24 protein-coding genes and 2 pseudogenes are annotated in these 26406 nt (G+C 39.7%); 10 read left to right on the top strand and 16 right to left on the bottom strand.

Annotated elements, in window-relative coordinates; translation table 11 throughout:
- The first annotated feature begins 1 nt into the window (after window position 1).
- The 8 genes from B9N62_RS06945 to B9N62_RS06905 all read left to right on the top strand — a co-directional run bounded on the left by B9N62_RS06945 (window position 2) and on the right by B9N62_RS06905 (window position 8030).
- A complete protein-coding gene (locus B9N62_RS06945; RefSeq protein ID WP_087584922.1) occupies window positions 2-1165 on the top strand; it encodes a phage tail sheath subtilisin-like domain-containing protein in 1164 nt (387 codons plus the stop codon).
- Window positions 1166-1177: 12 nt separating this feature from the next.
- A complete protein-coding gene (locus B9N62_RS06940) occupies window positions 1178-1690 on the top strand; it encodes a phage major tail tube protein (RefSeq protein ID WP_021090342.1) in 513 nt (170 codons plus the stop codon).
- Window positions 1691-1763: 73 nt separating this feature from the next.
- Window positions 1764-1988 (top strand): phage tail assembly protein, encoded by a 225-nt coding sequence (locus B9N62_RS06935; RefSeq protein ID WP_081370933.1) that lies wholly within the window; start codon window positions 1764-1766, stop codon window positions 1986-1988.
- A 441-nt stretch (window positions 1989-2429) separates the two neighbouring features.
- Window positions 2430-4610 carry a phage tail tape measure protein gene (locus tag B9N62_RS06925; protein ID WP_087584920.1) on the top strand — a complete coding sequence of 727 codons (2181 nt, stop codon included), beginning with the start codon at window positions 2430-2432 and terminating at the stop codon, window positions 4608-4610.
- A 1-nt stretch (window position 4611) separates the two neighbouring features.
- Window positions 4612-4986: a phage tail protein gene (locus B9N62_RS06920; protein ID WP_087584919.1), complete on the top strand. Its 375-nt coding sequence runs from the start codon at window positions 4612-4614 to the stop codon at window positions 4984-4986.
- Complete coding sequence (locus B9N62_RS06915; RefSeq protein ID WP_087584918.1) at window positions 4979-5170, top strand: tail protein X; 192 nt, start codon at window positions 4979-4981, stop codon at window positions 5168-5170. Before B9N62_RS06920 ends, B9N62_RS06915 begins: the two co-directional genes overlap by 8 nt.
- Window positions 5164-6135 carry a phage late control D family protein gene (locus B9N62_RS06910; RefSeq protein ID WP_087584917.1) on the top strand — a complete coding sequence of 324 codons (972 nt, stop codon included), beginning with the start codon at window positions 5164-5166 and terminating at the stop codon, window positions 6133-6135. Before B9N62_RS06915 ends, B9N62_RS06910 begins: the two co-directional genes overlap by 7 nt.
- A 125-nt stretch (window positions 6136-6260) precedes the next feature.
- The gene (locus B9N62_RS06905; protein WP_087584916.1) at window positions 6261-8030 is read left to right on the top strand and encodes an aryl-sulfate sulfotransferase; all 1770 of its coding nucleotides are present in this window, start codon (window positions 6261-6263) and stop codon (window positions 8028-8030) included.
- Window positions 8031-8065: 35 nt separating this feature from the next.
- Here B9N62_RS06905 and B9N62_RS06900 read toward each other — a convergent pair whose 3' ends face one another.
- Together B9N62_RS06900 and B9N62_RS10370 are read right to left on the bottom strand one after the other, a co-directional pair.
- Window positions 8066-8416 (bottom strand): hypothetical protein, encoded by a 351-nt coding sequence (locus B9N62_RS06900; protein ID WP_087584915.1) that lies wholly within the window; start codon window positions 8414-8416, stop codon window positions 8066-8068.
- A 75-nt stretch (window positions 8417-8491) separates the two neighbouring features.
- Window positions 8492-8695, bottom strand: coding sequence for a hypothetical protein (locus B9N62_RS10370; RefSeq protein ID WP_141083208.1), 204 nt, complete (start codon window positions 8693-8695; stop codon window positions 8492-8494).
- A 244-nt stretch (window positions 8696-8939) separates the two neighbouring features.
- Between B9N62_RS10370 and ilvD the strand changes: the two genes are divergently transcribed.
- Both ilvD and rmuC read left to right on the top strand, forming a co-directional pair.
- Entirely contained in the window at window positions 8940-10613 is a 1674-nt protein-coding gene (ilvD, locus tag B9N62_RS06895) for a dihydroxy-acid dehydratase (RefSeq protein WP_087584914.1), read from the top strand.
- A gap of 79 nt (window positions 10614-10692) precedes the next feature.
- Window positions 10693-12261, top strand: a complete 1569-nt coding sequence (rmuC, locus tag B9N62_RS06890; protein ID WP_087584913.1) for a DNA recombination protein RmuC — start codon at window positions 10693-10695, stop codon at window positions 12259-12261.
- 30 nt (window positions 12262-12291) lie between these two features.
- Here the strand turns inward: rmuC and B9N62_RS06885 are convergent, their stop codons facing one another.
- From B9N62_RS06885 to B9N62_RS06820, 14 genes and pseudogenes are all read right to left on the bottom strand, one after another.
- Window positions 12292-12582 (bottom strand): DUF5339 domain-containing protein, encoded by a 291-nt coding sequence (locus B9N62_RS06885; RefSeq protein WP_087584912.1) that lies wholly within the window; start codon window positions 12580-12582, stop codon window positions 12292-12294.
- A 107-nt stretch (window positions 12583-12689) separates the two neighbouring features.
- Window positions 12690-13334: a ferritin family protein gene (locus B9N62_RS06880; RefSeq protein WP_002940712.1), complete on the bottom strand. Its 645-nt coding sequence runs from the start codon at window positions 13332-13334 to the stop codon at window positions 12690-12692.
- 93 nt (window positions 13335-13427) lie between these two features.
- On the bottom strand, window positions 13428-13652 hold the full coding sequence (locus B9N62_RS06875) for a DUF2798 domain-containing protein (protein WP_087584911.1): 225 nt from the start codon (window positions 13650-13652) through the stop codon (window positions 13428-13430).
- Complete coding sequence (locus B9N62_RS06870; RefSeq protein WP_087584910.1) at window positions 13649-14209, bottom strand: NAD(P)H-dependent oxidoreductase; 561 nt, start codon at window positions 14207-14209, stop codon at window positions 13649-13651. The genes B9N62_RS06875 and B9N62_RS06870 overlap by 4 nt, the downstream gene beginning before the upstream one ends.
- Window positions 14202-15650 (bottom strand): annotated as a pseudogene (locus B9N62_RS06865) (tannase/feruloyl esterase family alpha/beta hydrolase). Before B9N62_RS06865 ends, B9N62_RS06870 begins: the two are co-directional and overlap by 8 nt.
- 167 nt (window positions 15651-15817) lie before the next feature.
- Window positions 15818-16498 carry a putative quinol monooxygenase gene (locus B9N62_RS06860; protein ID WP_087584909.1) on the bottom strand — a complete coding sequence of 227 codons (681 nt, stop codon included), beginning with the start codon at window positions 16496-16498 and terminating at the stop codon, window positions 15818-15820.
- Window positions 16499-16513: 15 nt separating this feature from the next.
- Window positions 16514-17950 carry a subtype B tannase gene (locus B9N62_RS06855; protein ID WP_087584908.1) on the bottom strand — a complete coding sequence of 479 codons (1437 nt, stop codon included), beginning with the start codon at window positions 17948-17950 and terminating at the stop codon, window positions 16514-16516.
- Between the two features lie 69 nt (window positions 17951-18019).
- Window positions 18020-18790 (bottom strand): SDR family NAD(P)-dependent oxidoreductase, encoded by a 771-nt coding sequence (locus tag B9N62_RS06850; protein ID WP_087584907.1) that lies wholly within the window; start codon window positions 18788-18790, stop codon window positions 18020-18022.
- Window positions 18787-19428 carry an NAD-dependent epimerase/dehydratase family protein gene (locus B9N62_RS06845; protein WP_087584906.1) on the bottom strand — a complete coding sequence of 214 codons (642 nt, stop codon included), beginning with the start codon at window positions 19426-19428 and terminating at the stop codon, window positions 18787-18789. Before B9N62_RS06845 ends, B9N62_RS06850 begins: the two co-directional genes overlap by 4 nt.
- 29 nt (window positions 19429-19457) lie before the next feature.
- A complete protein-coding gene (locus B9N62_RS06840; RefSeq protein ID WP_087584905.1) occupies window positions 19458-20603 on the bottom strand; it encodes an iron-containing alcohol dehydrogenase in 1146 nt (381 codons plus the stop codon).
- Between the two features lie 74 nt (window positions 20604-20677).
- Complete coding sequence (locus B9N62_RS06835) at window positions 20678-21352, bottom strand: anaerobic ribonucleoside-triphosphate reductase activating protein (RefSeq protein ID WP_087584904.1); 675 nt, start codon at window positions 21350-21352, stop codon at window positions 20678-20680.
- Window positions 21353-21437: 85 nt separating this feature from the next.
- Window positions 21438-23720: pseudogene (locus B9N62_RS06830) on the bottom strand (ribonucleoside triphosphate reductase).
- 241 nt (window positions 23721-23961) lie between these two features.
- Window positions 23962-24747, bottom strand: coding sequence for a hypothetical protein (locus B9N62_RS06825; RefSeq protein WP_087584902.1), 786 nt, complete (start codon window positions 24745-24747; stop codon window positions 23962-23964).
- A 121-nt stretch (window positions 24748-24868) separates the two neighbouring features.
- Window positions 24869-26406, bottom strand: a 1538-nt coding sequence (locus B9N62_RS06820; RefSeq protein ID WP_087584901.1) for a ribonucleoside-diphosphate reductase subunit alpha, incomplete at its 5' end; no start/stop codon positions are given.

The following is a 26406-nucleotide window of genomic DNA, read 5'->3' as shown; positions in this document are numbered from 1 at the left end:
AATGGCAGCAAAATTCGGAGTAAACGTAACCGTCTCAGCTGAGGCAGCTAGACCAATAGTGGTAGAAAGTACTACGCCTATTGGTATAGCAGGGTATGAAGAGGTGCTAGAAAATGGCCTACATTTTTATATGACAACAGCAAAGGCACTTGAAGCTCTTGAAGCAAAATACAAAGCAAAAAAGGATGCGAGCCAAGCTTTTAAAAAAGGCTCTATTTATAGGGCTTTAAAGGGCATCGAAGATCAGGCGGTTAGTACGCAGATTATTTTAAGCGTATTCACCAAAGACGACGATAGCGATACGAACGATGAGATCACGGAGTGCAAAAGTGCCGTTACAGCGTTTGCTAAAGCTAAATCACGCTTTGGTTATAGCCCAAATTTAATAATCGCACCTGGCTTTAGCCATGAAGATGCTATCAAGGGTGAGATAGAAAAGATGGCAACCAGACTAAAAGCAACCGGCATTGTAGATCTAAAAGCGGATGACGCAGCAGCAGCCATTGTTAAAATGGGCGATTTTGGTACAAATAGGCTAGTTGCCGCTTATCCAAATGTCAAGATTTGGGATGATGAGACTAATGCTTATGTCTATGAGGGGCAAAGTGCGAGAATAGCGGGGATGATAGCCCATACAGATGGCGCAAGCGAGTTTGGATATTCAGATAGCTACTCAAATAGGGTTATGATAGGAGTTTCAGGCACGCAAATAGATGTGGATTTTGAGCTTGGGGAAACTTGCACGGCTGATGAGCTTAGAGCAGCAAAAATTTCTACCATCATTAGAGAGAGTGGCTTTAGGGCTTGGGGTGGCGAAACGAGTGACCAAGATACTATTTGGCAAGATCTAGCACGTGTTAGAATATTTGACCGAATATCGCAAGCTTGCCAAAAAGGGGTGCTGTTTGCGATCGATAGAAAAGCTAGCGAGCTTTATCATGCAAAAAGATCAGTTAGTGAGCTCCTTCGTCAGCTAGTTGGAGCAAAGGTACTTCTTGGATATGAGCTTAGCTGGAGTGCAAAAAACACCGACGCAACTATCACAGCTGGTAAATTTTACCTTGATGTCAGAATGCAAAACAATCCAATCGTTAAGCAGCTTACACTTGATTTTATCTACGTGGATAAATACGGTAGCGTTTTGATGGATGAGTTAAACAAATAAAGGAGATAAACAATGAAAAGACAAATTCCTCAAGTAATCCAAGAAGGTAACGTTTATATAGATGGAATCGGCTATCTTGGTGTAACAAAAAAGCTTAAACTTCCCACAATAGAGTTTGAAATGATAGAGAGCAAAGGAGCTCTTAGCACAAATTACACAACAGGTATGCTAAAGGCAACAGAGGTTGAATTTACAGTTAGTGTGCTAGATAAAAACATGTGGGTAAATTTAGGACTAAACAGCTTTACCAACCGCATTCCGTGGCTTTTTAAAGCTAGCATTTTCCAAAGTGGCAAAAGTAAAACTGTGCCTTTTAGCGCAGCTTTTACCGGAGATATTATCAGTTATGAAGTATCTGAGTTTGAAAGCGGAAAAGAGCTAGAAGTTACTATTAAGCTATCAGCTCATTTTGTGGACATCAACGTGGATGGTGTGCCGATGGTGCTAAAAGATAGTGAAAATATGATATGCGTTATAGGCGGAGTTGATTATATGGCAGGGGTTCGCTCAAATTTAGGAGAGTGATTTTTTATACTAAGCCTGCTTGTTTTACTTTGATATGTAGCCAAGCAGGTAAAAATAACAAAAGGATACAAGAATGAAAGAGATAAAGATAAAAGATGAAATTTGGCAAATGCACGCACCAAAAGTAAGAACCATTAAGATGGCGGATGAAAATGGTGGTAGCGATATGGCAAAGACTATCTATATGATAGCTGCACTTTGTAATAAGACACAAGATGAAGTTGAAAATTTGGAGTTTAAAGAATTTATGTCTTTACAAAAGGCGTTAAATGATTTTTTAGATGTAAGGGCGGAGTAAATAACGAAAATATCGCCCTTATAGCTCATGTTTTAGGCTATGGATATAGCGAGATAATAAATCTTAGTTTGAGTGATTTTAGTGAGTTTTTAGAAATTTCAGTAAAGATCTTAAAGACTAGGCAGGTTTGAGCGTTTATCTTTTGAGTTAAAAAGGCTATAAATGGATATTAAAAAGGATTTAACAATATCTAATGCTAAAAACAAAACAGCTACAAGTAAAAAGGCTGGAAAAGATAAAAATAGGCCTATGATATAAGCAAAGGGAGCTGCTATTAGCATACCTAAAAGGTCAAGCTCGCTGCTAAAGATAAAAAATAGAGAAAAAAGCGTGGCAAAGCACTCCATAAAGTAGTTATTGCTACACAAAAACTCTGTAAAGCTAAAATTTTTCATAAGTTAATTATAGCTTGCAAAGATATAAAAAGCAAGAAAGGTAAAAATGGATAATACTTCAGTTAGTATAACAGTTGGACTTATTACAAAAGGCTTTTCTGCACTAAGTGGAGATATAGGCAAACTTAGTGCATTGACTAATCGTCTAAGTGCTGCTGGTAAAGAGGTTGGTAAGCTAAATGAACGTATTTCAAAGATTAGTGCAATAAAAGCAAACATAAGTATAAACAAGCAAAACATTGCTAGTGAGCTTTCAAATGTTGCAGAGATCGCTGCAAAAATATCATCTGTTGCTCTACCTGTAAAGCTTGCGATTGACTATGAAGATGCCTTTGCTGATGTTAAAAAGGTGGTTGATTTTACCGATAATGGCGAGATGAAAAAATTTAGTAACGAGCTTTTAAAGATGAGCCAGGTTATACCGCTTAGTGCAAAAGAACTTACACAAATAGCAGCTGCTGGCGGTCAAATGGGTATAGCAAAAGATGAACTACTTGAATTTACGCAGATCACCGCAAAGCTAGCAGTTGCATTTGATACCACGGCTGATAGTGCTGGAGAGAGCATAGGAAAGATAAAAAATATCCTAAACATGGATCTGGCTCAGACAAAAGGGCTAATGGATGTGATAAATGGTCTTTCAAACTCAAATCCAGCAAAAGCGTCTGAGTTAGTTGAGATAATGAAACGAATAGCAGCACAAGGTAAGCAAATAGGATTAGCTAGTGAAAAGACAGCCGCTCTTGGCGCTGCATTTATCTCACTTGGCAAAGCTCCAGAAACTGCTGCGAATGCTGCTAACAAACTTATGAAAACGCTTGGAAATATAAGCGCTTTAGATGAAAAAGGTCAAAAAGCATTAAATGAGCTTGGGATTGATAAAGGATATATCTTAGCTGGGATGAAGGCTGATCCATCCAAAATGATGATAAGTTTTTTAGAGCGCATAAAGAGTGTAGATGATAGCAAAAGAGGAGCTATTTTAAATACTTTGTTTGGAGATAACTACGATACTGATATCGCAACCTTAATAGGCGGTCTTGATACGCTTAAAAAGGCGATGGCTGATGTAGCTGATACTTCAAAATTTAAAGATAGTGCAGATAAGGAATTTGAGAATAAATCAAGCACAACAGCTTCAGCTATAAAACGCTTACAAGGTGCATGGAGTGCCTTTGGCATAAGCATAGGCGAGATGTTTTTGCCAGCTATTAACGCACTATCATCATTTTTAGCAAATATTGCAAAGACACTATCATATATACATGAGAATTTTCCAGTAGCTTCAAAGATTGTTTTTGGATTTATTGGTGGATTTATGGCATTTAGTGCTATTGCACCGATGCTAAAGATCGCAAGATATGGCTTTAGCATACTTTTTTCAGAAATAAAAATAGCATATCAAAGCACTATGTGGCTAGCAAATGCCTTAAAGCTGGTTGCATCTCGCTCACTTTTAACTTCAGCCTACACGAAAGCTCTAGCATCAGCGCAAAGAGTTTGCCAGGTAGCTACAATAGGACTTGGTAAGGCTTATAAGACCTTAGCTGCTGCTATGTCAGTATCTATAAAGGCTATAAAATCTATGAAATTTGCTCTTATTAGCACAGGCATTGGCGCTATAGTAGTAGCTCTTGGTATGGCAGCAGCTTATCTTATAGAAAATTGGGACGAAGTAAAGGCATTTTTTGAGAGAATTTGGGAAAACGTCAAGCCATATTGGCAGAGCACGACAAAGTTTTTTAGTGATCTTTGGCAAGGAGTGAGCGACTTTTTAAGCGCTATTTTTGAGCCGGTTATTAAGATATGGGATGAGCTCTTTGGCGGTTTTTTTGACTGGATAGCTGAGAAATTTGGCTGGATAAACGACATGGTCGGTGAGGCCATTAAGGGGCTAAGTAGTGCTTGGAGCAAGACAAAAGAATTCTTTGGCTTTGGAAGTGATGAGCAAACAAGTAGTGAGCTAAAGGCAAAAGATGATAGTGGTGGCTTTTTTAACTCTATTTTTGGCTCAGATAGTGATACTCACACAAAAGAGGCTCCAGCTTTAGTGGCAGCTAGCACAGGTGGTGGCGCCATCAACATTAGCTTTAATGGTGATTTTTTACTTAACTCAGACAATGGCAAATTTGACCTAGAGAGCTTTAAGGCTCAAATAGTAAAAGGTGTTAAAGACGCACTAAGACGTGATGAGTTTAACCGTAAAAACACGGATATAAGGGGATGATATGGTGCTAAATCTTGGTGGGTTTAAATTTAGATGGGAGCAAACTAATAGTATTGACACCCAAACAGACTTTGGGATAAGCGAACAAGAGCGTATACAAAACTATCCAGCATTATTTAGTGCAAATTTAGGAAGTAGCGCTCTTAATATAGATGGTCAAACACTGCCATATCACGGCGACAAACAAGGCGCACTAAAGCCACTTTATGCCTTAGCCGCCTTACGTCAAAGCTTGCCGCTTACAAACGGAAATGGTAAATATTTTGGTCGCTTTGTTATAGTAAAAATCAGTGAAAAACAAGCTATTTTCACTCCAAATGGAGCATTTTTTACACAAAGTTTTAGTTTGGAGCTAAAAAGGGATTACGATGGATAAAATTTACATAGCTAAAGATGGTGATAGGCTTGATACTATCGTTTACTCTCATTACGGACATTTAAGATTTTTCGAGCAAGTACTAGCTCTAAATCCAAAACTAGCCGCTACGCTTAAAGCCGGCGACAAGGCGTTTCTACCCGAAATAAAAGAGGAAGCCAAAGAACAGGCCAAATTATGGTAAAACACCCTAATTTTAAGCTCGAAGCAAACGGTAAAGATATTACGGACGTTATCAGGGCAAATCTCATCAGTCTAAATTTCGACGACAAGGAAGGTAGCAAAAGCGACGAGATAAGCTTTAGCGTTAGCGGTATATACGCCAAGCCCGTATTCGGCGATAATCTAAAGCTTTGGCTAGGATATGGAGATGATCTTTATCTTTGTGGCTCTTTTAGCGTGCAAACAACTAGCGCAGACTATAAAGCAAACACAACAGAGGTTAGAGCAACTGCTGTAAATTTTGCAAGCCCTCAAAAGATCAAAAAGCGAAGAAGCTGGGAAAAGACTACCGTATTTGAAATAGCAAAGAAAATAGCTGCCGAAAACAAGCTTGCCGTAAAAACGTCCGGGCAAGATCAAAACATCGCCTCCGTCTTACAAAACAATGTGGGAGATCTAGATTTCTTATACGGATTATGCTTTGATTACGGTTTTATCATGGCCGTAAAAAACGCTACTATCATCATAGCCTCCAAAGACGCCAAAGGAGATGAAACGCAAACGAGCAATACTCCAAAAAATGAAAGCCTACCTACTTTTGCACTTAATTTAACTGATCTTTATTCGCTAGAGATTACTGAAGCTAATAGAAACTCTTATACGGCCGTAATAGTAGAGTGGCAAGATATTGAAGCTGGTAAAGTAAAAAGTATTAAGGTGGGAAGTGGGGAACAGGTATATAAGATGCAGATAGCTCAGCCAAAGAGCGATAATGAGGCCTTTAAACAAGCAGAAGCTAAACTTAACGAGCTACAACGTGGCGGAATAAATGGCAGATGTAGCTGCGAAGGGAAAAATATCATAGCAGGCGGCAAGATTAAATTTGGTGGAGTTCCTGGGCTAGAAGCAAATGAGTTTAGCATAAAAGAAGTAAGCCATAAGCTTAGCACGAGTGGGTATGAAATAGATATAGAGTTTGAGGGGTAAAAATCTCATTTTTTACATTAAGGTTAAAAATGAGAAATTTTTTTACAAAAAAAGTGAGATGGGTTATTAGTTCTGTGTGAAATTTAGGTAGTAAGATATTATTAAATTTTATTAAAGGAGCGAAAATGAGCAAGAATTTCTTAGGTTCTGTTGCCCTTGCGGCTGTTTTGGTTAGCGGTCTTAGTATAGGTATCACGTCACTAGAGGCTGGAGTCCTGGCTCATCACGCAAAGGTTCAAGGCGAGCTGGGATCGGTTTTTATAAACCCATATGACGTATCGCCTCTAACTGCTATCATCGATAGAGCTGGTAAAGACATCAAAGATATCCACGTCAAAGTAAAAGGCAAGCCAGATGGCGGCATCGACATCGACTACAACGTCTCAGAACATGCCCTGCTTACGCATGATGGAGTGCCTATTTGGGGACTTTACCCTGACTATCTAAATGAAGTAGTCGTAAGCTACACATTTAACGGAGCTAAAAAGGTAGAAACATATAAAATTTATGCCCAACCTATCGTCACATATAGCCGTGATTATAGGTTTTCTCACATGCAAAAGACTCGCGTCAAAAAGGTCGATCCTGCTTTCAAAAACAGGCTCTATCTCATAAATAACACGATCACGAGCGTCTACAAACCGCTTGATTGGAAAAATGGCGGAGCTGCTAGCTGGAACGACTTTACCGAAAACTACATCGTAGATACAAAAGGCGAAGTCAGATGGTACCTCGACTATCAGAAATTTTATGACCGCAGCGAGAGAAGAGTAATGGATGGAGGCATGATGATGGGCTTTCATCAGCTAAAAAATGGCGATATCAGCTTTGGTATGGCACAAAGATATCTAAGATATGACCTTATGGGAAAAGAAATTTATAATCGCCCACTTCCAAGAGGCTACATCGATCTAAGCCACGAAGTTATGCCATTAAAGGACGATCACGCACTTCTTAGAGTTGGCAAATACAACTATCACCACAAAGATGGCAAAATTTCTCACACCATAAGAGATCACATCATCGAGGTCGATAGCACCGGTAAGGTGGTCGAAGAGTGGGATCTAAATGAAATTTTTGGCAACAACGTCTACCGCAGCAACCTCATAAAAGCGCTTGATGCTAGAGCTGTTTGCCTAAATATCGACATGGACGCAAAAGAGATAAAGATAAGCGACGATCAGCCATTTGGCGACATCGCCTCTACTGGCACAGGCAGAAACTGGGCTCACGTAAACTCTATCTCATACGATGAGAGCGACGATAGCATTATCCTCTCACTTCGCCACCAAGGTATCGTTAAAATCGGCCGCGATAAAAAAGTAAAATGGATACTAGCTTCGCCTGAAGGCTGGAGTGAAGAATTTAAAGCCAAAGTGCTAACTCCAGTCGATAGCAAAGGCAATAAGATAAAATGTGAAAACTCAAAATGCGAGGGCGAATTTGACTGGTCATGGACTCAGCACACCGCATGGCTAACACCAAGATACGACAACAAAGGCAATATAAAACACCTAAGTGTCTTTGACAATGGCGATGCAAGGGGCATGGAGCAGCCAGCCTTTAAAGAGGATAAATACTCCCGCGCGGTTGAGTACAAGATAGATGAGAAAAAGGGCACAGTTGAACAAACTTGGCAGTTTGGCAAGGAGCGTGGCTTTGACTTTTATAGCGCAGTTACTAGTAACGTCGAGTGGCAAAAGGATAAAAATACCTACTTCATCTCAAGCTCAAATGTAAATTTGCTCCGTCCTGACAAGACTATCAAAATGGTTTTAGTAGAGATCGATCCAAAGACAAATGAGATCAAATTTGAGATGGATGTGGACTCTGCTTCAAGAGATGATGTCGCTTATAGGGCGATGGTTATTGATCCGGAGGTATTTAGTTATTAGCAGTATCTGGTGTGAGATTTTTCTCTCACCAGCTTTTAGTTGTTGTTTTGAAATTTGTAGATTGCTTCTTTGATTCTAGTAAGGTTAAAATTTATCGCTCGCTCTAGTTCTGGCAAGTCTATATCTTTATCCGCTTCAAACACTTTTACCATCTCGCTTAGCTCTTTTGTCTCATCACTTGCAAGAACTATGCTTTTAAAATTATCATCATCTATCTGGTCAAATTTTAAAAAGATCGATGCAAATTTATCTTTTAAAATTTCTTTATTTAGCTTTCTATTTTCCAAAGCTTTCTTTGTTCCACCATTTTTATTACAGGTTCTAAATATCGAATCTATTGTTTCATTCACTTCATCAAGTAAAATTTCTGTTTTTTCACTTTGCATATAAAACTCTCTTAACTATAAATTAAATTTAAAATAAAAGCTAAATCGCTCTTGTTTTGGAGATTAGAAGTTGTTTTACTTCTTCGCGTAAAAAGGAAAAATTAAAGTTGTATTTGTGAAGTTATTTTCATAAAAGTTTGTGCCAGAATTTAAAATTTTAGTTTGCATTGGCATCACTTTTATGCCCTCTATTTTTGCGATCATTTTCTCATCCTTGTTAAAAAATTTTATCGCATTGTATAAATTTTCATAGGTCTTGTAAATTGTACCAGGGTACAATAAAGCCCTATAAATCAATATTTATAACACATTGATAATATTTTTACGTTATTATTTTGCATACTGCTTTGATTAAAATTACCGAAATTTCGTAGCTATTTAGCTCATCCTTTTTGGATAAATTTTAAAAATTTAATGTGTTATTTATGTAATAAAAAAATTTTTAAATTTGCAAAAATTTTTTTAAAATCTTTGATACTTTATATGTGATAAAATCCTCTCAAATTTTAAAAAAGGATCAAATTTGAGAAGCAATATAATCAAAAAAGGCTACACAAGAGCCCCACACCGCTCACTTTTACGTGCGACTGGGCTAAAAGACGATGACTTTGCTAAACCCTTCATCGGCGTTGCAAACAGCTTTATAGAGATCATACCTGGGCACTTTTTCTTAAACAAATACGCACAAATTTTAAAAGATGAAATTCGCAAAAATGGCTGTATTCCATTTGAGTTTAACTGTATCGGCGTGGATGATGGCATCGCGATGGGGCATGGAGGCATGCTATATAGCTTGCCTAGCCGCGAGATCATCGCAAACTCGATAGAAACTGTGATGAACGCTCACGCGCTTGACGCACTTGTTTGTATGCCAAACTGCGACAAGATCGTCCCTGGCATGGTTATGGGTGCTTTAAGGGTCAATGTCCCAACCGTGTTTGTAAGCGGTGGCCCTATGAAAAAAGGCTACACAAAAGATGGTAAGCCAATCGACCTTGCGACTGCGTTTGAGGCGGTTGGTAAATTTGAGACCAAAGAGATAGACGAGGCTGAGCTAAAAGATATCGAGTGCAACGCATGTCCAAGTGGTGGCAGCTGTAGCGGTATGTTTACAGCAAATTCTATGAACACGCTTTGTGAAGCGATGGGCATAGCACTCCCTGGCAACGGCACTATCCTAGCGCTAACTCCGGAGCGTGAGGAGCTTATTAGACAGGCTGCTCGCAGGATCTGCGAGATCGCACTTGATGAGAAATTTAAGATAAGAAACATACTAAATGAAAAAGCGATCCGCAACGCGCTTGTCGTTGATATGGCAATGGGTGGTAGCAGCAACACCGTTCTTCACATGCTAGCTATCTCAAGAGAGGCTGGCGTAAATTTAGATATCAAAGAGCTAAATAAAATCAGCCAAAACATCGCTCACATCGCTAAAATCAGCCCAAGTTTGTCAAACGTGCATATGGAGGACGTCGGCAGAGCTGGTGGTATGAATGCGGTGATAAAAGAAATTTCACGCAGAGATAACGGCATGCTAAATTTAGACAACCTAACAGTTAGCGGCGAAACTTTGGGCGAGCGTGTAGAAGCAAGTGACATCAAAGATGAAAGCATCATTCACAAGGTGGAAAATGCCTATTCACAAGTTGGCGGACTTGCCATTTTATTTGGAAATTTAGCCGAGCAAGGCTGTGTTATCAAGACAGCTGGTATCGTTGGCGAGCGTAAATTTAGCGGTAAAGCGGTCTGCTTTAACTCACAAGATGAAGCTATAGCTGGCATTTCAAGTGGTAAAGTAGATAAAGGCAATGTCGTCGTCATCCGCTACGAAGGTCCACGTGGAGGCCCTGGCATGCAAGAGATGCTAAGCCCTACCTCACTCATCATGGGACGAGGACTTGGCGCAGACGTAGCGCTCATCACAGATGGTCGCTTTAGCGGAGCGACAAGGGGTCTAAGCATCGGTCACGTAAGCCCAGAAGCGGCTGAAGGCGGCATGATAGGCTTGCTAAAAGATGGCGATATCATCGATATAGACGTCGATAAATACGAGATAAACGTTCGCCTAAGCGAGGTTGAGATCGCAAAGAGAAGGGCGGAATTTAAACCAGTTGATAAGGCGCTAACCTCTCGCTGGCTAAGGCAATACCGCAAACTAGTCACAAACGCAAGCAATGGGGCAGTGCTAGAAGCATAAAAATTTATTACAAAAGCAAGGAGTAGTCTCTTTGCTTTTATAAAAATATAAAAATTTCTTCACTTTTTAAGGATACCAAATGCAACAAGATTTCTATTTTTATGCTGCCATATTTTTAGGAGTACTATTTTTGATTGCGATATTTGTCATCTATTCATTTAATAGAGACAAACTCGAGCTAAAAAGAAATTTGGCGCAAAAAGAGCAAGAAAATTTTGAAATTTCATCAAATTTAGCAAATTTATCATCTCAAAATAGTGAAAATTTACAGCTCATCAGCGAGCAAAAAGCAAGACTTATGTCAAATCACGAGCGAATAGACGAGCTCATCGGCGAGATCGATGCTCTAAAAACCAAAATAGCACAAAAAGACGAAGCTGAAGATGCGATGGAGCGCGTGATAAATGAGCTTAAAGAGAGTATCGGTACAGCAAATGAAAGGGCCAAGAATAACGAGGTAAATTTCACTGCAACACTAGCTGAGCTAAATCAAAATAAAAATGCTTTAACTGAAGCAAATGAGAGAGAAAATAGATTAAAACGTGATATGGCTGTGCTTAGAAATGAAATAGAAGCGAAAGAAAATAGCCTAAAAGAGCAAGAGGCAAATTTATTAAAAGTGAAAAATGAGTTAAATTTGGAATTTTCTAATCTTGCAAATAAAATATTTGAAGAAAAAAGTGCAAATTTCACACAAAATAGCCAAAATTCTTTAGATCTTTTACTAAAGCCGCTAAAGGAGCAAATTTCAACCTTTCAAGAGCGCGTAAATGCAGTCCACGACGAATCAGTTAAGGGCATTAGCGCGTTAGGAATGCAGATTAAGCACATAAGTGAGATTGGTATCTCGATGTCAAAAGAGGCAAACTCGCTAGCCACTGCACTAAAAGGTAGCAATAAAACACTTGGGAACTGGGGTGAAATACAGCTTGAACGCACATTTGAGGCTTCTGGACTTGTAAAAGATGAGCATTACTTGACACAACAAAATTTCAAGAACGAAGAAGGTAAACGTCTTATTCCTGATTTTATAGTAAAGATACCAGATGGCAAACACCTAATAGTTGATTCTAAAGTCTCACTTGTAGCTTACGAAAAGGCTATCACAGCCAGCAATGAGGAGGAGTTAAATTTAGCATTGAAAGAACATATTGCTTCTATGAAAAATCACATAGATAGCTTAAATAGCAAAAATTACGGTGAGATCGTACCTGATAGTCCTGATTTTGTATTGATGTTTATACCAATTGAGCCAGCATATATCGAGGCTATGAAATTTGATAGTTCTCTTTTTGACTACGCATTTCAAAAGCGCGTAATACTAGTTTCTCACACTACACTTATGCCTATTCTTCGCACAGTGGCAAATTTATGGCGCATAGAGCGTGGCAATGAAGAGGCCAAAAATATCGTAAAGAGTGCGATTAAAATTTATGATAAAGTCCGCAATGTAGCCGAGCATATGAATAGACTTAGTAATACACTAAATACTGCAAATAAACATTTTAACGCCCTTGCATCAAGTTTTAGTGGTAGAGATGGTCTTGTTAGTAGACTTGAAAATTTTAAACGCTTGTCTCCAGACGATCAAAAAGATATAGAAGTAAAAGAGATCGGCGTAAATAACGAATTAGAAAAAGAGGATTAGGATATGGCTAGAAAGTCTAGCCATAAAAATTTATTTTAAAAGACCTTGTTTTTTCATTTGTTCCATTACTTGAGCAAACATCTCTTTAGCTTGTTTGCAAGTAGCGTCTTGTTGCTCTTTTGGAAGTGCAGCAAGTTGATCCATTGATTGTTTCTTTTGATCTTCATAAATTTTTACTTGTTGCTCTTGACCAGCTTGTTTGTAAGCTTCGACCATTTTGTCGATGTCTGAGAAGTATGATTTGCAAGTATCTGTAAGATCTGCAGCGTTTAGGCTTAGTGCAAAGCCAAGAGTAGCTAAAACTAAAAGTGATTTTTTCATCTCTTTCTCCTTATAAAAATTTAAAGTGATTATACAATTTTTTTATTTTAAAAGAGATTTAAATTTAATAAATTTAGCCAAGACAAGCGCCTTGGCTATTTTGGCTTTTAGCCTAGAAATTCGCGTTTAAAATACTCTTTTGGAGCTTTGCAAAGTGGGCAAGCACCTGGAGCTTTTTTGCCTCTGTGAACGTGTCCGCACACCTCGCAAACCCAAATATCTTCTTCGTCGCTCTCAAAAAAGCCCTCTTCATCAAGCATCTTTTTAAGCTCTAAATACTCTCTTTCGTGCTCAACTTCAACCTTGCCGATCGCGTTAAATAGCCTCTCAACATCTCTTAGCTCTTCTTCTTTTGCGATCTTTGCAAAGTCTGGATACATCGTCGTATGCTCGTAGTTTTCGCCAGCTGCAGCGTCAAGTAAATTTTTATCCATCTTATCGATCGGATCGTTCATCATCTCGTGATATTTCTTAAACTCAGCCCTTGCGTGCCATTTCTCGTTTTCAGCTGCCTCGTAAAAGTGTCTAGCTATTGCGTGATAGCCTGCTTCTTTGGCTAGATCGCCGTAAAGCTCATACTTGTTTCTAGCTTGTGACTCGCCAGCAAATGCCTTCATTAAATTTACCGCTGTTAAATTTTCAGTCACACATTTCATCTCTTCGCCGCAACAGGTTAGTGTACCACCGCCAACCTTTTGCACCTCGATCTCGTTGCCGCATTTTTCGCATTTGTATGTTTCATACTGTCTCATTTTGACTCCTATTTTGATAAATTTTGAGTGGATTATAACTAAATAATTAAAATAAGTAAATAATAATTTTTATTGATAACGTATATTATTATTTTATTTTTTACATAAAATTTGTGTGAGTTTTGTTACAAATGGAGAGACTAGCAAAAGCACTGGATACGCTACTATAAAGGCTTTTACGTAGGCGATTAGCCAAATTTTTACAAAGCCATCAACAAAGCCAAGGTTTAGATACGTCAGCACAAACGACATAAAAAATGCCATAAATGCTGACATTATAAACGCAAAAACATATTTATAAAATTTTGCTGGTATCATGAAATTTTGCCTATCAGCTCGCCTAGCCTCTTTGCATGATCAAGCGCCTTTTCCTTCATCAAAGCAAGCTTTGCCTCATCGTGCCTGCTCTGATATGATAGCCCTCCGCTATAAACATAGCCTGCAAACTCTATGCCACAAGTATTTGCTAGTGCCTTAAATGGCGGCAAAAATTCCTCTATCTCGTAGCGCTGAAGCGCTTCTTTTTTATAAAGCTCTTCAGGCGCGCCAGAAGTAAATGAAAGCACCAGCTTTTTGCCACGTAGCTTATCTCCCTTGCTGCCATGAGAGAAGCCATGAACTAGCACATCTTCAAACCACTTTTGTAAAAGAGATGGCACACCGTACCAGAAAAATGGATAAACAAGCACGATCACATCAGCCTTTACTAGCTTTTCTTGCTCGGCTTTTACATCGATCACGTAGTTTTTATAAAGCTCGCTTAGTATGTCAAATTTAGCCTCTGGCAAGTGCTTTTTTAGCTCGCTCAAAATTATCTTATTTGCAAAGGAATTTTCAAGGTCAGTGTGACCTGATACGACTAAAATTTCACTCATTTTTGCCCCTTAAATTTACTTTCTTAAATTTACTTGCAAACAAAGCTACTAGCCTTGCTCGTGTCACCACCCACGTATGTAGCACCTTTGGATACGCACACACCAAAAATTCCTTGCCAGCGTAGCTCCTGCTCTTTGCTAGCATGCTCTTTGGCGCTTCGCCCTTTTCATGCCACGCTTCAAGCGCACTAAGCGGATCGACATCATCTATGGCGTTACCGCCACCGCAGTGGTTCATCCCAGGTAGCGCAAAAAATGCCGCGAAATTTTGGCTATTTTCATTAACAGCTTCTAGCTTTTTAAACCAGTCCCTTTGATCTTTTGCTGAGAAAACTGGGTCTGAGACGCCGGTTACTATTATGAGCTTGCCGCCATTTGCACTAAATGTGCTAAGGCTCGTTGAGATGGCGTCATTTATCGCCGCAGTCTCGAAAGTCTTTGGCGTGTCTTTGTCAAAGTCAAAATTTATCGTGTCAAAATTTGGCTGTGCTGGTGTCAAAAAGTAGTAATTCACCGAGCCGCTAGAAAGCGTGATATTTCTAGCGTTTGGCTTGGCACTTTGCGAGTCGCCTAGCTTCCACTGCCTCCAGCCCTCAGCGCTCACGCCTGAGTCGTAAAACCAGCCGCTATAAATTTGCTCGCCCTTGCTGTTTTTGGCTCCATTAAAGATTTTTTCGATCGCCTCTATCTTTTGCTTAGATAAATTTAGACTTTTTGGATCAAATTTGCACGCTTCCCACGCATTTATGATCCCATCTTTTAACCCGTCCAAGGCGTCACATTTTTCTAGCACGGCGTGGCTTAGCTTGTTAAGATCATCCTTAGTTAGTGCATTTGCAAAAATTTTCTCGCCTTTTTCATTTTTCGGAGCTATCTTCATAAGGGCTTGATTGTCCCACTGCTAAGCGATCGCCGCGCGAGATAGCCTAAAGCCAGGATTTGCAGCGATGACGCCGTCAAATTCAAGTGGATAACGCTGTGCTGCTATGAGTGCTGCCCTGCCACCATTTGAGCAGCCCATAAAGTAGCTATGTTTTGGCTTTTTATCGTATGCGGCGACTAAAATTTGCTTAGCTGTGTCTGTGACCTTGCCGATCGCCTGATAGGCGTAGTCTAGCCTTGCTTGCTGATCTAGCCCAAACTCAGCCGTTGGCTCTGGGTGTCCTGAGTTTGTAGTGACGACCGCATAGCCTCTAAGAAGCGCTGGCGTGGCTGTGCTTGTTCGTATCGGTACTGCACCAAGAGCAGGCGCTACAAAGCCGTCCATACCGCCGCCACCTTGAAATAAAAATTTCTCATTCCACTGCTCTGGCAGCCTTAGCTCATAGTCTATCTCATACTCTTTGCCATCTGAGCCAGTACGTTTATAGAGTTTGCCATGCACCACGCAGTGAGGCTTTGCTTTGATATTATTTTTACTACCACCAGTTAGCGCGGACATCTTATCGGCTGAAATTTCGCCACTCTCATTCCACACCGCATCTATCATCTCATTGTTTAAAATTTTCACATCTTTTAAACTCTCACATCCTGCCTTATCAAGGGCAAAAGCCGTGCTACCAACAAGCGCCAGTGCGCAAAAAAGTGAAATTTTATTCATAACATCTCCTAAAATTTTATCTTGCTAAATGAGGTCTCATTTTTGAGACCAAAGCCGTCAAATTCGTCTATCAGCCCAGCTCGCTCTTTGGCGTAAGCCTTGTAATTTTCGCTGTGGTGGTAGCTCTCAAAGCTAGCTTCATCTTTGTAAATTTCAACCAGCACCCACTTGTTAGGTGCCTCTTTTTGGCTAAAGGCAAACTGCGCGTAAGCGCTCTCATCTACGCTTTTTTGCATATATTTTTTGATGATCTTTTCAAATTTCGCATCGCTTTTTGCCAAAAGGCTTAAATTTGTGATGTGAAAGTAGGCATCTTTTAGGCGCTCTGGCGTTAAATTTTTAGAAAAAGCAGCTCGTTTTTTCACGCTTATAGCCTTTTTGCTAGCTAAAATTTCAGCGCTTGCGCTTGCAAATTTCTTAAAATGCGCCGAGCCTATATGCTTTTTATAAGCCGCCTCGTCCTTATAAAACTCAAGCACGTAAAATAGCTCTGGTTTGCTCTTCGCGCTCGCAAAAAAGATCGCCTGCGTGCCTGGCTCGCTCTTTGAGCTAAGGATATTTTCCCTACCAAGCTGTCTCAGCAAGCTCTTATTATTTAGCGTCGCAAGTAGCTCGTGTAAGCTCACTTGTGCCTCTGCGCCAAAGGCAAAAGCCGCCAAAACCGCTAGTAAAAATAGCTTTTTTATCATCAAATTTCCTTAAATTTATTTCTCAACCACTCTTTTCATCCAAGCAAAAAGCTCGTCTAAGTCATAGTCGCCGCCATGTCCTTGTCCCCAGACCGCTTCAAAATCAACCTCTTTGCCAGTATTTTTAAGCGAAAGTGCAAGCATAGCAGGCACGGCGAGGGCTAGATCGGTGTCGTTTGTGCCCTGCCTTATGCGGTAAAATTTCGCCGCCTCTTTATTTTTAGTGTAGTTCATCGCATTCATCATCTTTATGACACCAGTCTCCGCCATCTCGCCACCACCTCGCTCTTTTGCAAATTTAGTAAAGTGCTTTGCAGGCGTTTTGCTATCACCAAAAAGGTCATTTTCAGGACTTTCCAGTGCAAGTCCGTCAAAGGCAACTGGTGCTTTAGCACGTTTTAGTGAGGCAATAAAGTCTTCAAATTTAAATGTATATCCAAGCTGGCAACCTTGCGTGTCAAGCGTGATAAATTTAGGTGTGAGCGTATTTTTATCACCACTCTTTGTAGCTGTAAATGCTTTTGAAATCAGAGCGTTTATATACTCTTTGAAGCTGCCCTCGCCCTTTTCATCAAGGCTTAAAGAATGGCCCTTAGCGTCCTTTAAATTTAGCGAGTTTAGATAGGCTGGAAATTTGGCTTTTAGCTCGCGTGAGAGCTCTTTTTGCGTGGCGTTTAGCTCACCTGTGATCATCTTTGGTTTTTTACTCCTGTCGTTAAAGCTGGCCGCATCAAGGCTTGAAAAGTCTATCCTCTCAAATTTATCCAGATCCCCAAACATCCACTCATACGCCTCGTCCTCATGCTCTAAATTTGTAACAGGACAATAGATAGAGGCGGCATAAATTTTATCGTCTGCTCTTGCAGCGCCTAGCTCTTTAAGATATGGCTCATACTCTTTTACCCCTGCGCTAACGCCAAGAAGTGCCGACATTGCACCGCCTGCGCTCGTGCCGTTTGAGATGATCTTATTTGCATCGCCTGGCATAAATTTATCGTTAAATTTTAGATACCTAACAGCTGCTTTTAGATCAACTATCGCGGCTGGAGCTTTGCCGATGAAGTTCTCGCCATCTTTTAGCGTCCTGCCTCTAGTGCCAACACTCGCCACGACATAGCCTATAAGAAGCGCTTCAAGGGTAGCATTTGGCTTTTCGTTTTGAATTTCTGGCTTTGACGGCATTGCTGGCATGTAGCCGCCGATCGCATTTGGCATGAAAATAGCGCTCTTTTGGTCGCTAAATTTACCCTCTGGCACATAAAAATTTAGTACCTGATAGTCGCTAACCGGCTTTGCCACATAGACTATGCCTTCATATGCTCTAAATTTAAGCGTCCTCTCGCCAACTTGCACGCTTTTTAGCTCAAATTTGCTTTCATCAAATTTAAGTTCATTTCCAAAGCAAGCGCCCACCAAACAAACCCCTAAAATAGCAACTCTAACACCTTTCATGATCTGCCTTTTTATTTTGTCCTACTTTTTGCTCCACATCCTTGGCGTAGGCTACCAGGGCTTTAGTGCCTAGTTATCTTTTGGCTCGTATTTGACCGCATAGTCAAATTTTGGCTTACTTAGGCTAAACTCAAAGCTATCTCTATCGACCGAGCCAACGCAGTAATGGCTATCATAAAGGCGAAGCAAAAACTCCGCCATCTCTTCACTCATGTGGTACTTTTTAAACGCTTTGTCGTAGTCGTAGCTCTCTTTGCTAGTTGCTACCATACCAAATTCTGTCTTTGTGGCAGCTGGAGCTAGGACTTTTGCCTGCATTTTTGCCTGCTCGTCCTGTGCTAGCTCGTGGTAAAGTCCTTCGCTAAAAGCACTTACGAAAAATTTGCTAGCGCAGTATGTGACGGCGTTTGGCACGATCTTGTAGCCACCTATCGAGGATATGTTGATGAGCTGCGTATCTTTGTCTTTATATTTTTTAGTAAAGAGCGTTGAGAGCGTCACAAGAGCTATGATGTTTAAATTTATCATCTGCGTGATTTTTTCTAAATTTTGCTCGCCGACCTTGTTATAGTCGCCAAAGCCAGCGTTGTTTATAAGCGCTTTTAGCTCAAATTTTTCTAAATTATGCCAAAGAGAAAGGACATTTTCTTGCTTTGAAAGGTCGCAAAGCTCTATCACGACATCGACATTTGCAAATTTAGCTATCTCGCTTTTTAAATTTTCTAAAAGCTCGCCCCGCCTTGCAACTAGGATCAAATTCTCCCCACGCCTTGCAAATACCTTTGCCGCGGCCGCTCCTATGCCTGAGCTTGCTCCAGTGATGGCGATGTATCTTTTCACTTCGCATACTCCACTGGACTATAAATTTTGACACCCTCGCTGTGGTCATCTTGTGCTACCTCCACGATCACTTTAGCGATGTCAGCCGCCCTCATCGGACGATACTCGTCAAAAAAGCCTTTTGGGATAAATTTAAACACCTTTATCGCCAGATACTCGCCAAGTCTAAATTCCTTTCTCTCAGCCTCGATAAGTGGCAGCCTAGCGATGTGAAATGAGCTATATCCAAGCTCTTTTATCTTTGCTTCTGCTTGACCTTTTGCCTTTAGGTAAAACGAGCCTGACTTTCTGCTAGCACCTGCAGCCGAGAGCAAGACAAAGCGTTTTGCCCCACACTCCAAGCCAAATTTGGCGAAATTTATCGGATAGGTCACATCGACTTTATAAAACTGCTCTTTGTGCTTTGCTGCCTTCATCGTAGTGCCAAGTGCGCAAAATAGCTCATCAGCGATAAATGGCACCTCATCTTTTAGCTCGTCAAAATTTACTATCTTTACTTCAAGCTTTTCGTGAGTGAATTCTAGTTCATGCCTAGCAAGGGCGATAACCTTACTATAATGCTCGCTCACACATAAATTTTTTAAAATCTCACTTCCCAAAGCACCGCTAGCTCCAGCTATAAGGGCGATCTTTTTCATATCTTTCCTTTGTAAAATTTAGATAAATTCTATCTCGCTAAGGCAAAAATTTCACTTATTGCCTCTTTTGTATAAATTTGCTCTAGCCTCCTGCCCTTGGCGTAGTCATAAACCAAAGCCACAATATCGTCTAAATTTGTATCATCGACGCCGATCTCGATGAGGCTTGTAGGTGTGCCGATCTTAGCAAACCACTCTTTTAGCTTCTCTATGCCTGCGTCTGCGTCATCCACGCCAAAAATTTCTTTGCCAAAGCGCTTAAATGCATCTAAATTTCTACTCTTATACCACTTCATCCAAGCTGGCATCACGACACTTAGCCCAGCCCCATGCGCGCAATCAACCACCGCACCTATGGCGTGCTCGATCATGTGATTTGGATATGAGTAGCCAGCTGTGCCAACGTAAGTTAAGCCATTTAACGCTATCGTAGCAGCCCAGGCAAACTCGCCTCTAGCGTCATAGTTTTCTGGCTCTTTTAGTAAAATTTCAGTCGTTTTCATGACCGTTTTGATGTTTGCTTCGATGTATAAATTTATGATCTCAGGCTGAACGCTCGCCGTAAAGTAGCCCTCGATGCTGTGAGCGATGATGTCAGAGGCTGAATAGACCAAATACTCCTTGCTAACGCTTGCTTGAAGAAGCGGATTTACCACCGATACTTTTGGGTAAAGACAAGCGCCGTGCATGGCAAATTTCTCTTTTGTGGCTTCATTTGTGACGACTGCGCCGCCGTTCATCTCTGAGCCAGTTGCAGCAAGCGTTATGATGTCAAAGATCATAAGCGCTTCGCTTGGATCTTTGCCGGTAAAAAAGTCCCAAACGTCGCCATTATATTTAACTCCAGCAGCCACAGCCTTGGCGCTATCAAGCACTGAGCCACCGCCTATTGCTAGCACACTATCGACGCCTTGCTTTTTAGCTAAATTTATAGCCTCATTTACCTTGCTTAGCACTGGGTTTGACTTCACGCCACCTATCTTGCAAAACTCGATGCCATTTGCGCTTAGACTCTTTGCTGCGACATCAAAAAGGCCATTTTTTATGATCCTATCGCTGCCATAGATGATAAGCGTCTTTTTAACGCCAAATTCTTTCATGTATCTGCCGATATTTTGCTCTTTGTCTTTGCCAAATTCTATTCTTGTAGGGTTTAAAAAGCTAAAATTTTGCATATTTTCTCCTTATTAGTTTTAATGATTATAGTTTTGCAAAGCAAAAATTTTTGTTAAAAATAATGAGTAGAAATTTAAAAGTTTCTTAGTTTGATAGGAAGTTTCGAGATGATTTTTTTCGGATCAAAGCTACTTTTAGCATCAACTAAATTGCCAAAATTTTCACCTGTGCTAAGGAATTTTTGCAAATAATAATTGCCTCTATATCCAAGGCCATAAAGGATTTCAGACATCAAAGAAATATCTGCTTCATCTAAAAAATCTGCATGCACGGTTGTTCTTACTTCAAAATCGAAATTTATCTCAAGCAGATACTTTAGTGCGCTAATAAATTTTTCATATAAATTTGAGCCAGTTACGCCCACAAATTTCTCTTTTGGTGCTTTAAAATCAAGTGCAATATAGTCAATCAGCCCTTCACCTATCGCCTCTTTTAAAATCTCAATATGAGAGCCATTTGTATCGACCTTTAGGCAAAAATTTCTTGACTTAACCTCTCTTGCAAGTTTTAAAAACAAAGGATTTGCTGTGCATTCGCCACCGCTAAAGACGATGCCATTTAGCTTGCCTATGCGGCGACCTAAAAAGTTACAAACCTCATCCATTTCTATATTGCCATTTGAATTTACAACTTCTATATTGTAGCAATACACGCATCGCATATTACAGCCTGCAAACCAAACTACCGCAGCCACTTTGTCTGGATAATCAAGCGTAGTAAATGGTGTTATACTAAAGACTTTATGCAAATTTATGGACCTTTTGAGATTTAAAAGGCACAGAAGATTGTGCCTTTTTTATTTGAGTTTTTTATATTTTTATTGGCTGCGGTGATTATCTTTTGCAGCAACTTGCGTATTCGTCAAATTTAATACGCTCTTTATGCTCACCTTTTTTACCAAGGTTAAAGCTCTCAACTGGGCGATGATAACCCATAACACGAGTATAGACTACGCATTTTGTGCGCTTATCTTGTACTTTTTCTAAAATTTCTTTTTCTGTCATTTCCTCTCCTTATTTGGAATTGTTTTTCTCTTTTTCTATTAATTCTGCATCACAAAGCGGACAAAATTCATGCTCTCCAGCAATGTAACCATGTTTTGAACAAACGCTAAATACAGGCGTTATCGTGATATATGGAAGCTTATAATTTGAGATTATGCTCTTTACAAGCTCTTTACAAGCTTTAGGTGAGCTGATCCTTTCTTTCATATAAAGGTGAAATACTGTGCCACCAGTGTATGAAGTCTGAAGATCATCTTGCAAATCAAGTGCCTCGTAAGCATCATCTGTAAAATTTGCTGGAAGCTGGGTTGAGTTTGTGTAGTAAATATTCTCCCCGCCACCTGCTTGGATGATGTCTGGATAGCGCTTTTTATCCTCTTTGGCAAAGCGGTATGTTGTGCCTTCAGCTGGAGTCGCCTCAAGGTTATATAAATTTCCAGTCTCTTCTTGAAATGTCCTTATCTTGTCGCGTAAAAACTCAACCATCTCAATAGCAAAATCACGTCCAAATTTTGTTGAGATATTTTCCTTATCATTTGTAAAATTTCTAAGAAGCTCGTTCATGCCATTTATGCCAATCGTGCTAAAGTGGTTATTAAAGTGTTTTAGATATCTAGCCGTATAAGGATAAAGCCCTCTGTCATACATCTCTTGGATAAATTTACGCTTTTTTTCAAGTGTCGATTTAGCAAGCTCCAAAAGATAGCTTAGCCTGTTATAAAGCGCGACTTTATCACCTTTGAAGTTGTATCCTAGGCGAGCCAAATTTATAGTGACAACGCCAATCGAACCTGTCATCTCAGCACTTCCAAAAAGACCACCACCTCGTTTTAAAAGCTCTCTTAGATCAAGCTGCAAACGGCAGCACATAGAGCGGACATGTCCTGGTTTGTAGGCTTTTTCGTTTTCTATCTTGTTGCCATTTTCATCGTAAGTGTATTGTGAGCCGATAAAATTTTGAAAGTAGCTTGAGCCCATTTTGGCAGTATTTTCAAAGAGTACATCCGCTACTTCGCTATCCCAGTCAAAATCCTCTGTAATATTTACCGTTGGTATCGGAAATGTAAAAGGCTGCGAGCACTTATCGCCAGCTGTTAAAACCTCGTAAAATGCCTTATCTATGCGTGCCATTTCAGGCTCGAAGTCCTTATAAGTCATATCAATTAGTTTTTCTCTGCCACGCTCGTTTGCTTTTTTCAAAATTTTCTCATCTTTTACATTTGTAAAGAGGTGTATATCATCACTCGTTGGGATCTGATCTCTTAGGTCGCTTGGGCAGGTGATGTCTATTGTTACGTTTGTAAATGGACTTTGTCCCCAGCGTGCAGGTACATTTAGGTTGAAAATAAAGCTAGTTATCGCCTTTTTGATCTCGGCATCGCTTAGATCATCTTTAAAAACATAAGGCGCAAGGTAGGTGTCAAAGCTAGAAAAAGCTTGAGCGCCAGCCCACTCGCTTTGCAAAATTCCTAAGAAATTTGCCATTTGATAAAGCGCTTCCCTAAAATGCTTTGGCGCTTTGCTCTCGACCCTACCACGAACGCCGTTAAAGCCCTCGTTTAACAAAGCCCGTAAGCTCCAGCCAGCACAATAACCTGTAAGGCAGTCAAGGTCGTGGATGTGGTAGTCGCCATTTCTGTGAGCAAGACCTTCTTCTTTGCTATAAACAGCGTCTAGCCAGTAGTTTGCTATGACTTTGCCAGCGGTGTTGTTGATGAGACCTGCGTTTGAGTAGCTTGTATTTGAGTTTGCGGAAATTCTCCAGTCGGTACCGTTTATGTACTCATTTATCGTTTGAGTTGAATTTATATAAGTCGTATCGTCATTTAGGCCTAAAATTTGCTCACGTTGAAGCTTATGCGTGTGGCGGTAGAGCATAAAGCTCTTTAAAACGTCGAAATATCCACTATTAAATAGCTCTTTTTCGATCGCATCTTGGATGTCTTCGACTGTTATCGCGCTTGATTTTTGAAAGATATCTTGGACAACATTTGTAAAAACTTTCTCATCATAAGCTAAATTTTCACTAGCAAATGCTTTTTTTATCGCATCTACTATCTTATATGCTACAAATTCTTGTCTTGTGCCATCTCTCTTCAAAATCTCACGCATTACTCGCTCTTTCTTCTAAATTTTTCAATATAAAGTTTAAAAGTATAGGACAAGAAAGCTTAAACAATAGATAACTATTTTATTTTGTTTAATAATATTTATCAAAAAATATAAAATTTTGAGAAGTTTTCTTAAATGATATATTTACTTTATTAAAGGCATATAATATAAATTATTATTTATTATATTAATTTTAAAAATTAATTATTTTTTATAAAATAATTAGGTTAGACTAATACTATTATAGTTTCGTATCTCTTTGCTTTTTTAAATCTAAAATAGCCATTTTTAAAACCTGAAAAGCAACTTTAGCCGTTTGGTCGTCAGGTTTAAAATTATTAGCCATCTGTTCCATAGGATGTATATAGTTTCTGAAATTTCTTAATTCGTGTGAAAATTTTTTAGTATCTTGAGACAAAATCCCTATCCCGCCAGATACATCTATCATTTCTGCTAGTTTCCAATCCTGAAAAGGTTTTACTTTGCCAGTTTTGTCTTTTGGAGATTCGTTATATACATTAAATTGTTTTGGATTTTTTAGCATAAAGTTTAACAAAAGACATTCTAAGATACTTCCACATAGTATAATTGCTGACATATATGCACCGATATCCAAGCATTTATCTATCTCTGTAACTCTATACTCCAAGACCTTTTCTAGTCCATAATCCAAAGTTAAATCTTTAATATTAATGTCATCAAATTTTTTCTTTAATAATTCATCTTCCGAATCTATAGTATTTTGAACACCAAGAAGCCTATTGGTGATTTTTATGCATTCACTGTAAATTTTTTCGTTAAATTTAATCCTTCCGCTATCAACATTAAATTTATAGCGTTCCAATAAATTCTTTAATACTCTTCCATTTACTGCGTCGCTTTCAGTTTGCCAAAAGGCTCTTAATTTTTTGGCTTTGGAACTTCCATAAATGTTATATTTAATAGCATGTATATCGATTCCAGTGATATTTTGTATAAAATCGTAAAAAGTCCGATCAGTAAAATCTAAAACATAGCCTGTATTCATTTCAAAAAGTGTTTCTAAATATTTTTTTCAATATCTGTTAAACTAGACAAAATAATCGCCTTTTATTTTTATATGAAGCAAGAAAGATATCTATGGCAAACGCCATAGATATTGAATAATTTTACTGACAACCCTCACACTCGATAGAGCGGTCAGCCACGTCGTTTAGTTTTTCGCTGTCAGGCGACTCTGAGCGTAGATAATAGGTTGATTTTAGTCCAAGCTCCCATGCAAGCGTGTAAATTTCGCTTAAATATCCGCCGCTTGCTTTGTCTAAGCTCATAAATATATTTAAACTTTGACCTTGATCGATCCATTTTTGGCGGATCGCGCCTGCTTTTATCAAAATTCTCTGATCAAGCTCATATGCTGGCGTGTAAAACTGCCACGTCTCAGGGCTTAAATTTGGCACGACATTTGGGATCATACCGCTTAGGTTGTGCTCAAACCACTTGCGTTTGTAGACTGGCTCGATGGTCTGAGTAGTACCAACAAGGATCGAGATCGAGCTAGTTGGAGCAATCGCCATTAGGTAGCCGTTTCTCATGCCGTCACGCTTAACCTTCTCTCTTAGCTTGTCCCAGTCGCAGACATTTTCGTCAAATAGCCCGCCTTTGTCATTTAAAAGAGCTTTTGCGTTCTCGTTTGCGGTGTCTATAGGCATGATGCCTTTGCTCCACTTTGAGCCTTCAAATTTTGGATAGACGCCCTTTTCTACGGCTAAATTTGAGCTAGCGTAGATCGCGTTATAGCTTATGTTTTCCATTATGCTATCTATCAGCACCAAATGCTCATAGCTGCCCCATTTTACGTTTTTCTCAGCTAGCATTTGCGCCTCGCCCATGACGCCAAGGCCGATCGAGCGGGATGATAGGTTTGTATGTTTTACCTTTTTGTGTGGGTAGAAATTTAGATCTATAACATTATCAAGCATCCTAATAGCTATCGGCACGACACGCTCAATGTCCTCTTTGCTGTTTATCTTACTTAAATTTATACTTGCAAGGTTACAAACTGCTGTTTTGCCCTCGATGCTTTCTTTTTCTACGATGAAAATTTGCTTGCCTTTTAGGCTATCAAGTGCGCTAAGCTTTTTGGCCTTTTTAGTTATGCCGTTATCGACAGTGACGTCTTCTTCTTCGTCAAATAGCTCCTCGCCGCCGTCTTCATAAGTGATCTTGATCTTATAATAATTTGGCGCTGTGTTTTGGAAAATTTCGGTGCACAAATTTGAGCTTCTGATGATACCCTCGTGATCGTTTGGATTTGTTTTGTTGGCATTGTCTTTAAAGCATAAAAATGGCATGCCAGTTTCAAAATAGCTAGTTAAAATTTTCTTCCAAAGCTCTTTTGCAAGGATGGTGTTTTTCTGGATATTTTCGTCGTTTTCATACTCTAAGTATCTCTTCTCAAACTCCTCGCCGTAAAGGTCACAAAGGTCGCTTACTTGAGCTGGGTCAAAGAGGCTCCATCGGCCATTTTCTTTAACACGCTTCATAAATAAGTCGTTTATCCAAAGCGCAGGGAAAAGCTCGTGTGCGCGGCGTCTCTCTTCGCCAGAGTTTTTACGAAGATCGAGAAAATCGCTCACGTCCATATGCCAAGGCTCGATGTAAACGGCTATCGCGCCCTTTCTAGTGCCTAGCTGATCGACCGCTA

The organism is Campylobacter concisus (assembly GCF_002165785.1).
GTDB lineage: Bacteria > Campylobacterota > Campylobacteria > Campylobacterales > Campylobacteraceae > Campylobacter_A > Campylobacter_A concisus_W.
The sequence above is the reverse complement of the archived record's forward strand: the minus strand, read 5'-3'. Positions and strand labels throughout refer to the sequence as shown.

Coding starts and splice junctions, on each gene's coding strand:
- B9N62_RS06920 (WP_087584919.1), top strand. CDS start 4,612: ATGGTGCTAAATCTTGGTGGGTTTAAATTTAGATGGGAGCAAACTAAT.
- B9N62_RS06885 (WP_087584912.1), bottom strand. CDS start 12,582: ATGAAAAAATCACTTTTAGTTTTAGCTACTCTTGGCTTTGCACTAAGC.
- B9N62_RS06945 (WP_087584922.1), top strand. CDS start 2: ATGGCAGCAAAATTCGGAGTAAACGTAACCGTCTCAGCTGAGGCAGCT.
- B9N62_RS06825 (WP_087584902.1), bottom strand. CDS start 24,747: ATGAATACAGGCTATGTTTTAGATTTTACTGATCGGACTTTTTACGAT.
- B9N62_RS06855 (WP_087584908.1), bottom strand. CDS start 17,950: ATGAAAGGTGTTAGAGTTGCTATTTTAGGGGTTTGTTTGGTGGGCGCT.
- B9N62_RS06905 (WP_087584916.1), top strand. CDS start 6,261: ATGAGCAAGAATTTCTTAGGTTCTGTTGCCCTTGCGGCTGTTTTGGTT.
- B9N62_RS06925 (WP_087584920.1), top strand. CDS start 2,430: ATGGATAATACTTCAGTTAGTATAACAGTTGGACTTATTACAAAAGGC.
- B9N62_RS06845 (WP_087584906.1), bottom strand. CDS start 19,428: ATGAAAAAGATCGCCCTTATAGCTGGAGCTAGCGGTGCTTTGGGAAGT.
- rmuC (WP_087584913.1), top strand. CDS start 10,693: ATGCAACAAGATTTCTATTTTTATGCTGCCATATTTTTAGGAGTACTA.
- B9N62_RS06915 (WP_087584918.1), top strand. CDS start 4,979: ATGGATAAAATTTACATAGCTAAAGATGGTGATAGGCTTGATACTATC.
- B9N62_RS06910 (WP_087584917.1), top strand. CDS start 5,164: ATGGTAAAACACCCTAATTTTAAGCTCGAAGCAAACGGTAAAGATATT.
- B9N62_RS06900 (WP_087584915.1), bottom strand. CDS start 8,416: ATGCAAAGTGAAAAAACAGAAATTTTACTTGATGAAGTGAATGAAACA.
- B9N62_RS06860 (WP_087584909.1), bottom strand. CDS start 16,498: ATGATAAAAAAGCTATTTTTACTAGCGGTTTTGGCGGCTTTTGCCTTT.
- B9N62_RS06840 (WP_087584905.1), bottom strand. CDS start 20,603: ATGCAAAATTTTAGCTTTTTAAACCCTACAAGAATAGAATTTGGCAAA.
- B9N62_RS06870 (WP_087584910.1), bottom strand. CDS start 14,209: ATGAGTGAAATTTTAGTCGTATCAGGTCACACTGACCTTGAAAATTCC.
- B9N62_RS06875 (WP_087584911.1), bottom strand. CDS start 13,652: ATGATACCAGCAAAATTTTATAAATATGTTTTTGCGTTTATAATGTCA.
- B9N62_RS06935 (WP_081370933.1), top strand. CDS start 1,764: ATGAAAGAGATAAAGATAAAAGATGAAATTTGGCAAATGCACGCACCA.
- B9N62_RS06940 (WP_021090342.1), top strand. CDS start 1,178: ATGAAAAGACAAATTCCTCAAGTAATCCAAGAAGGTAACGTTTATATA.
- B9N62_RS06880 (WP_002940712.1), bottom strand. CDS start 13,334: ATGAGACAGTATGAAACATACAAATGCGAAAAATGCGGCAACGAGATC.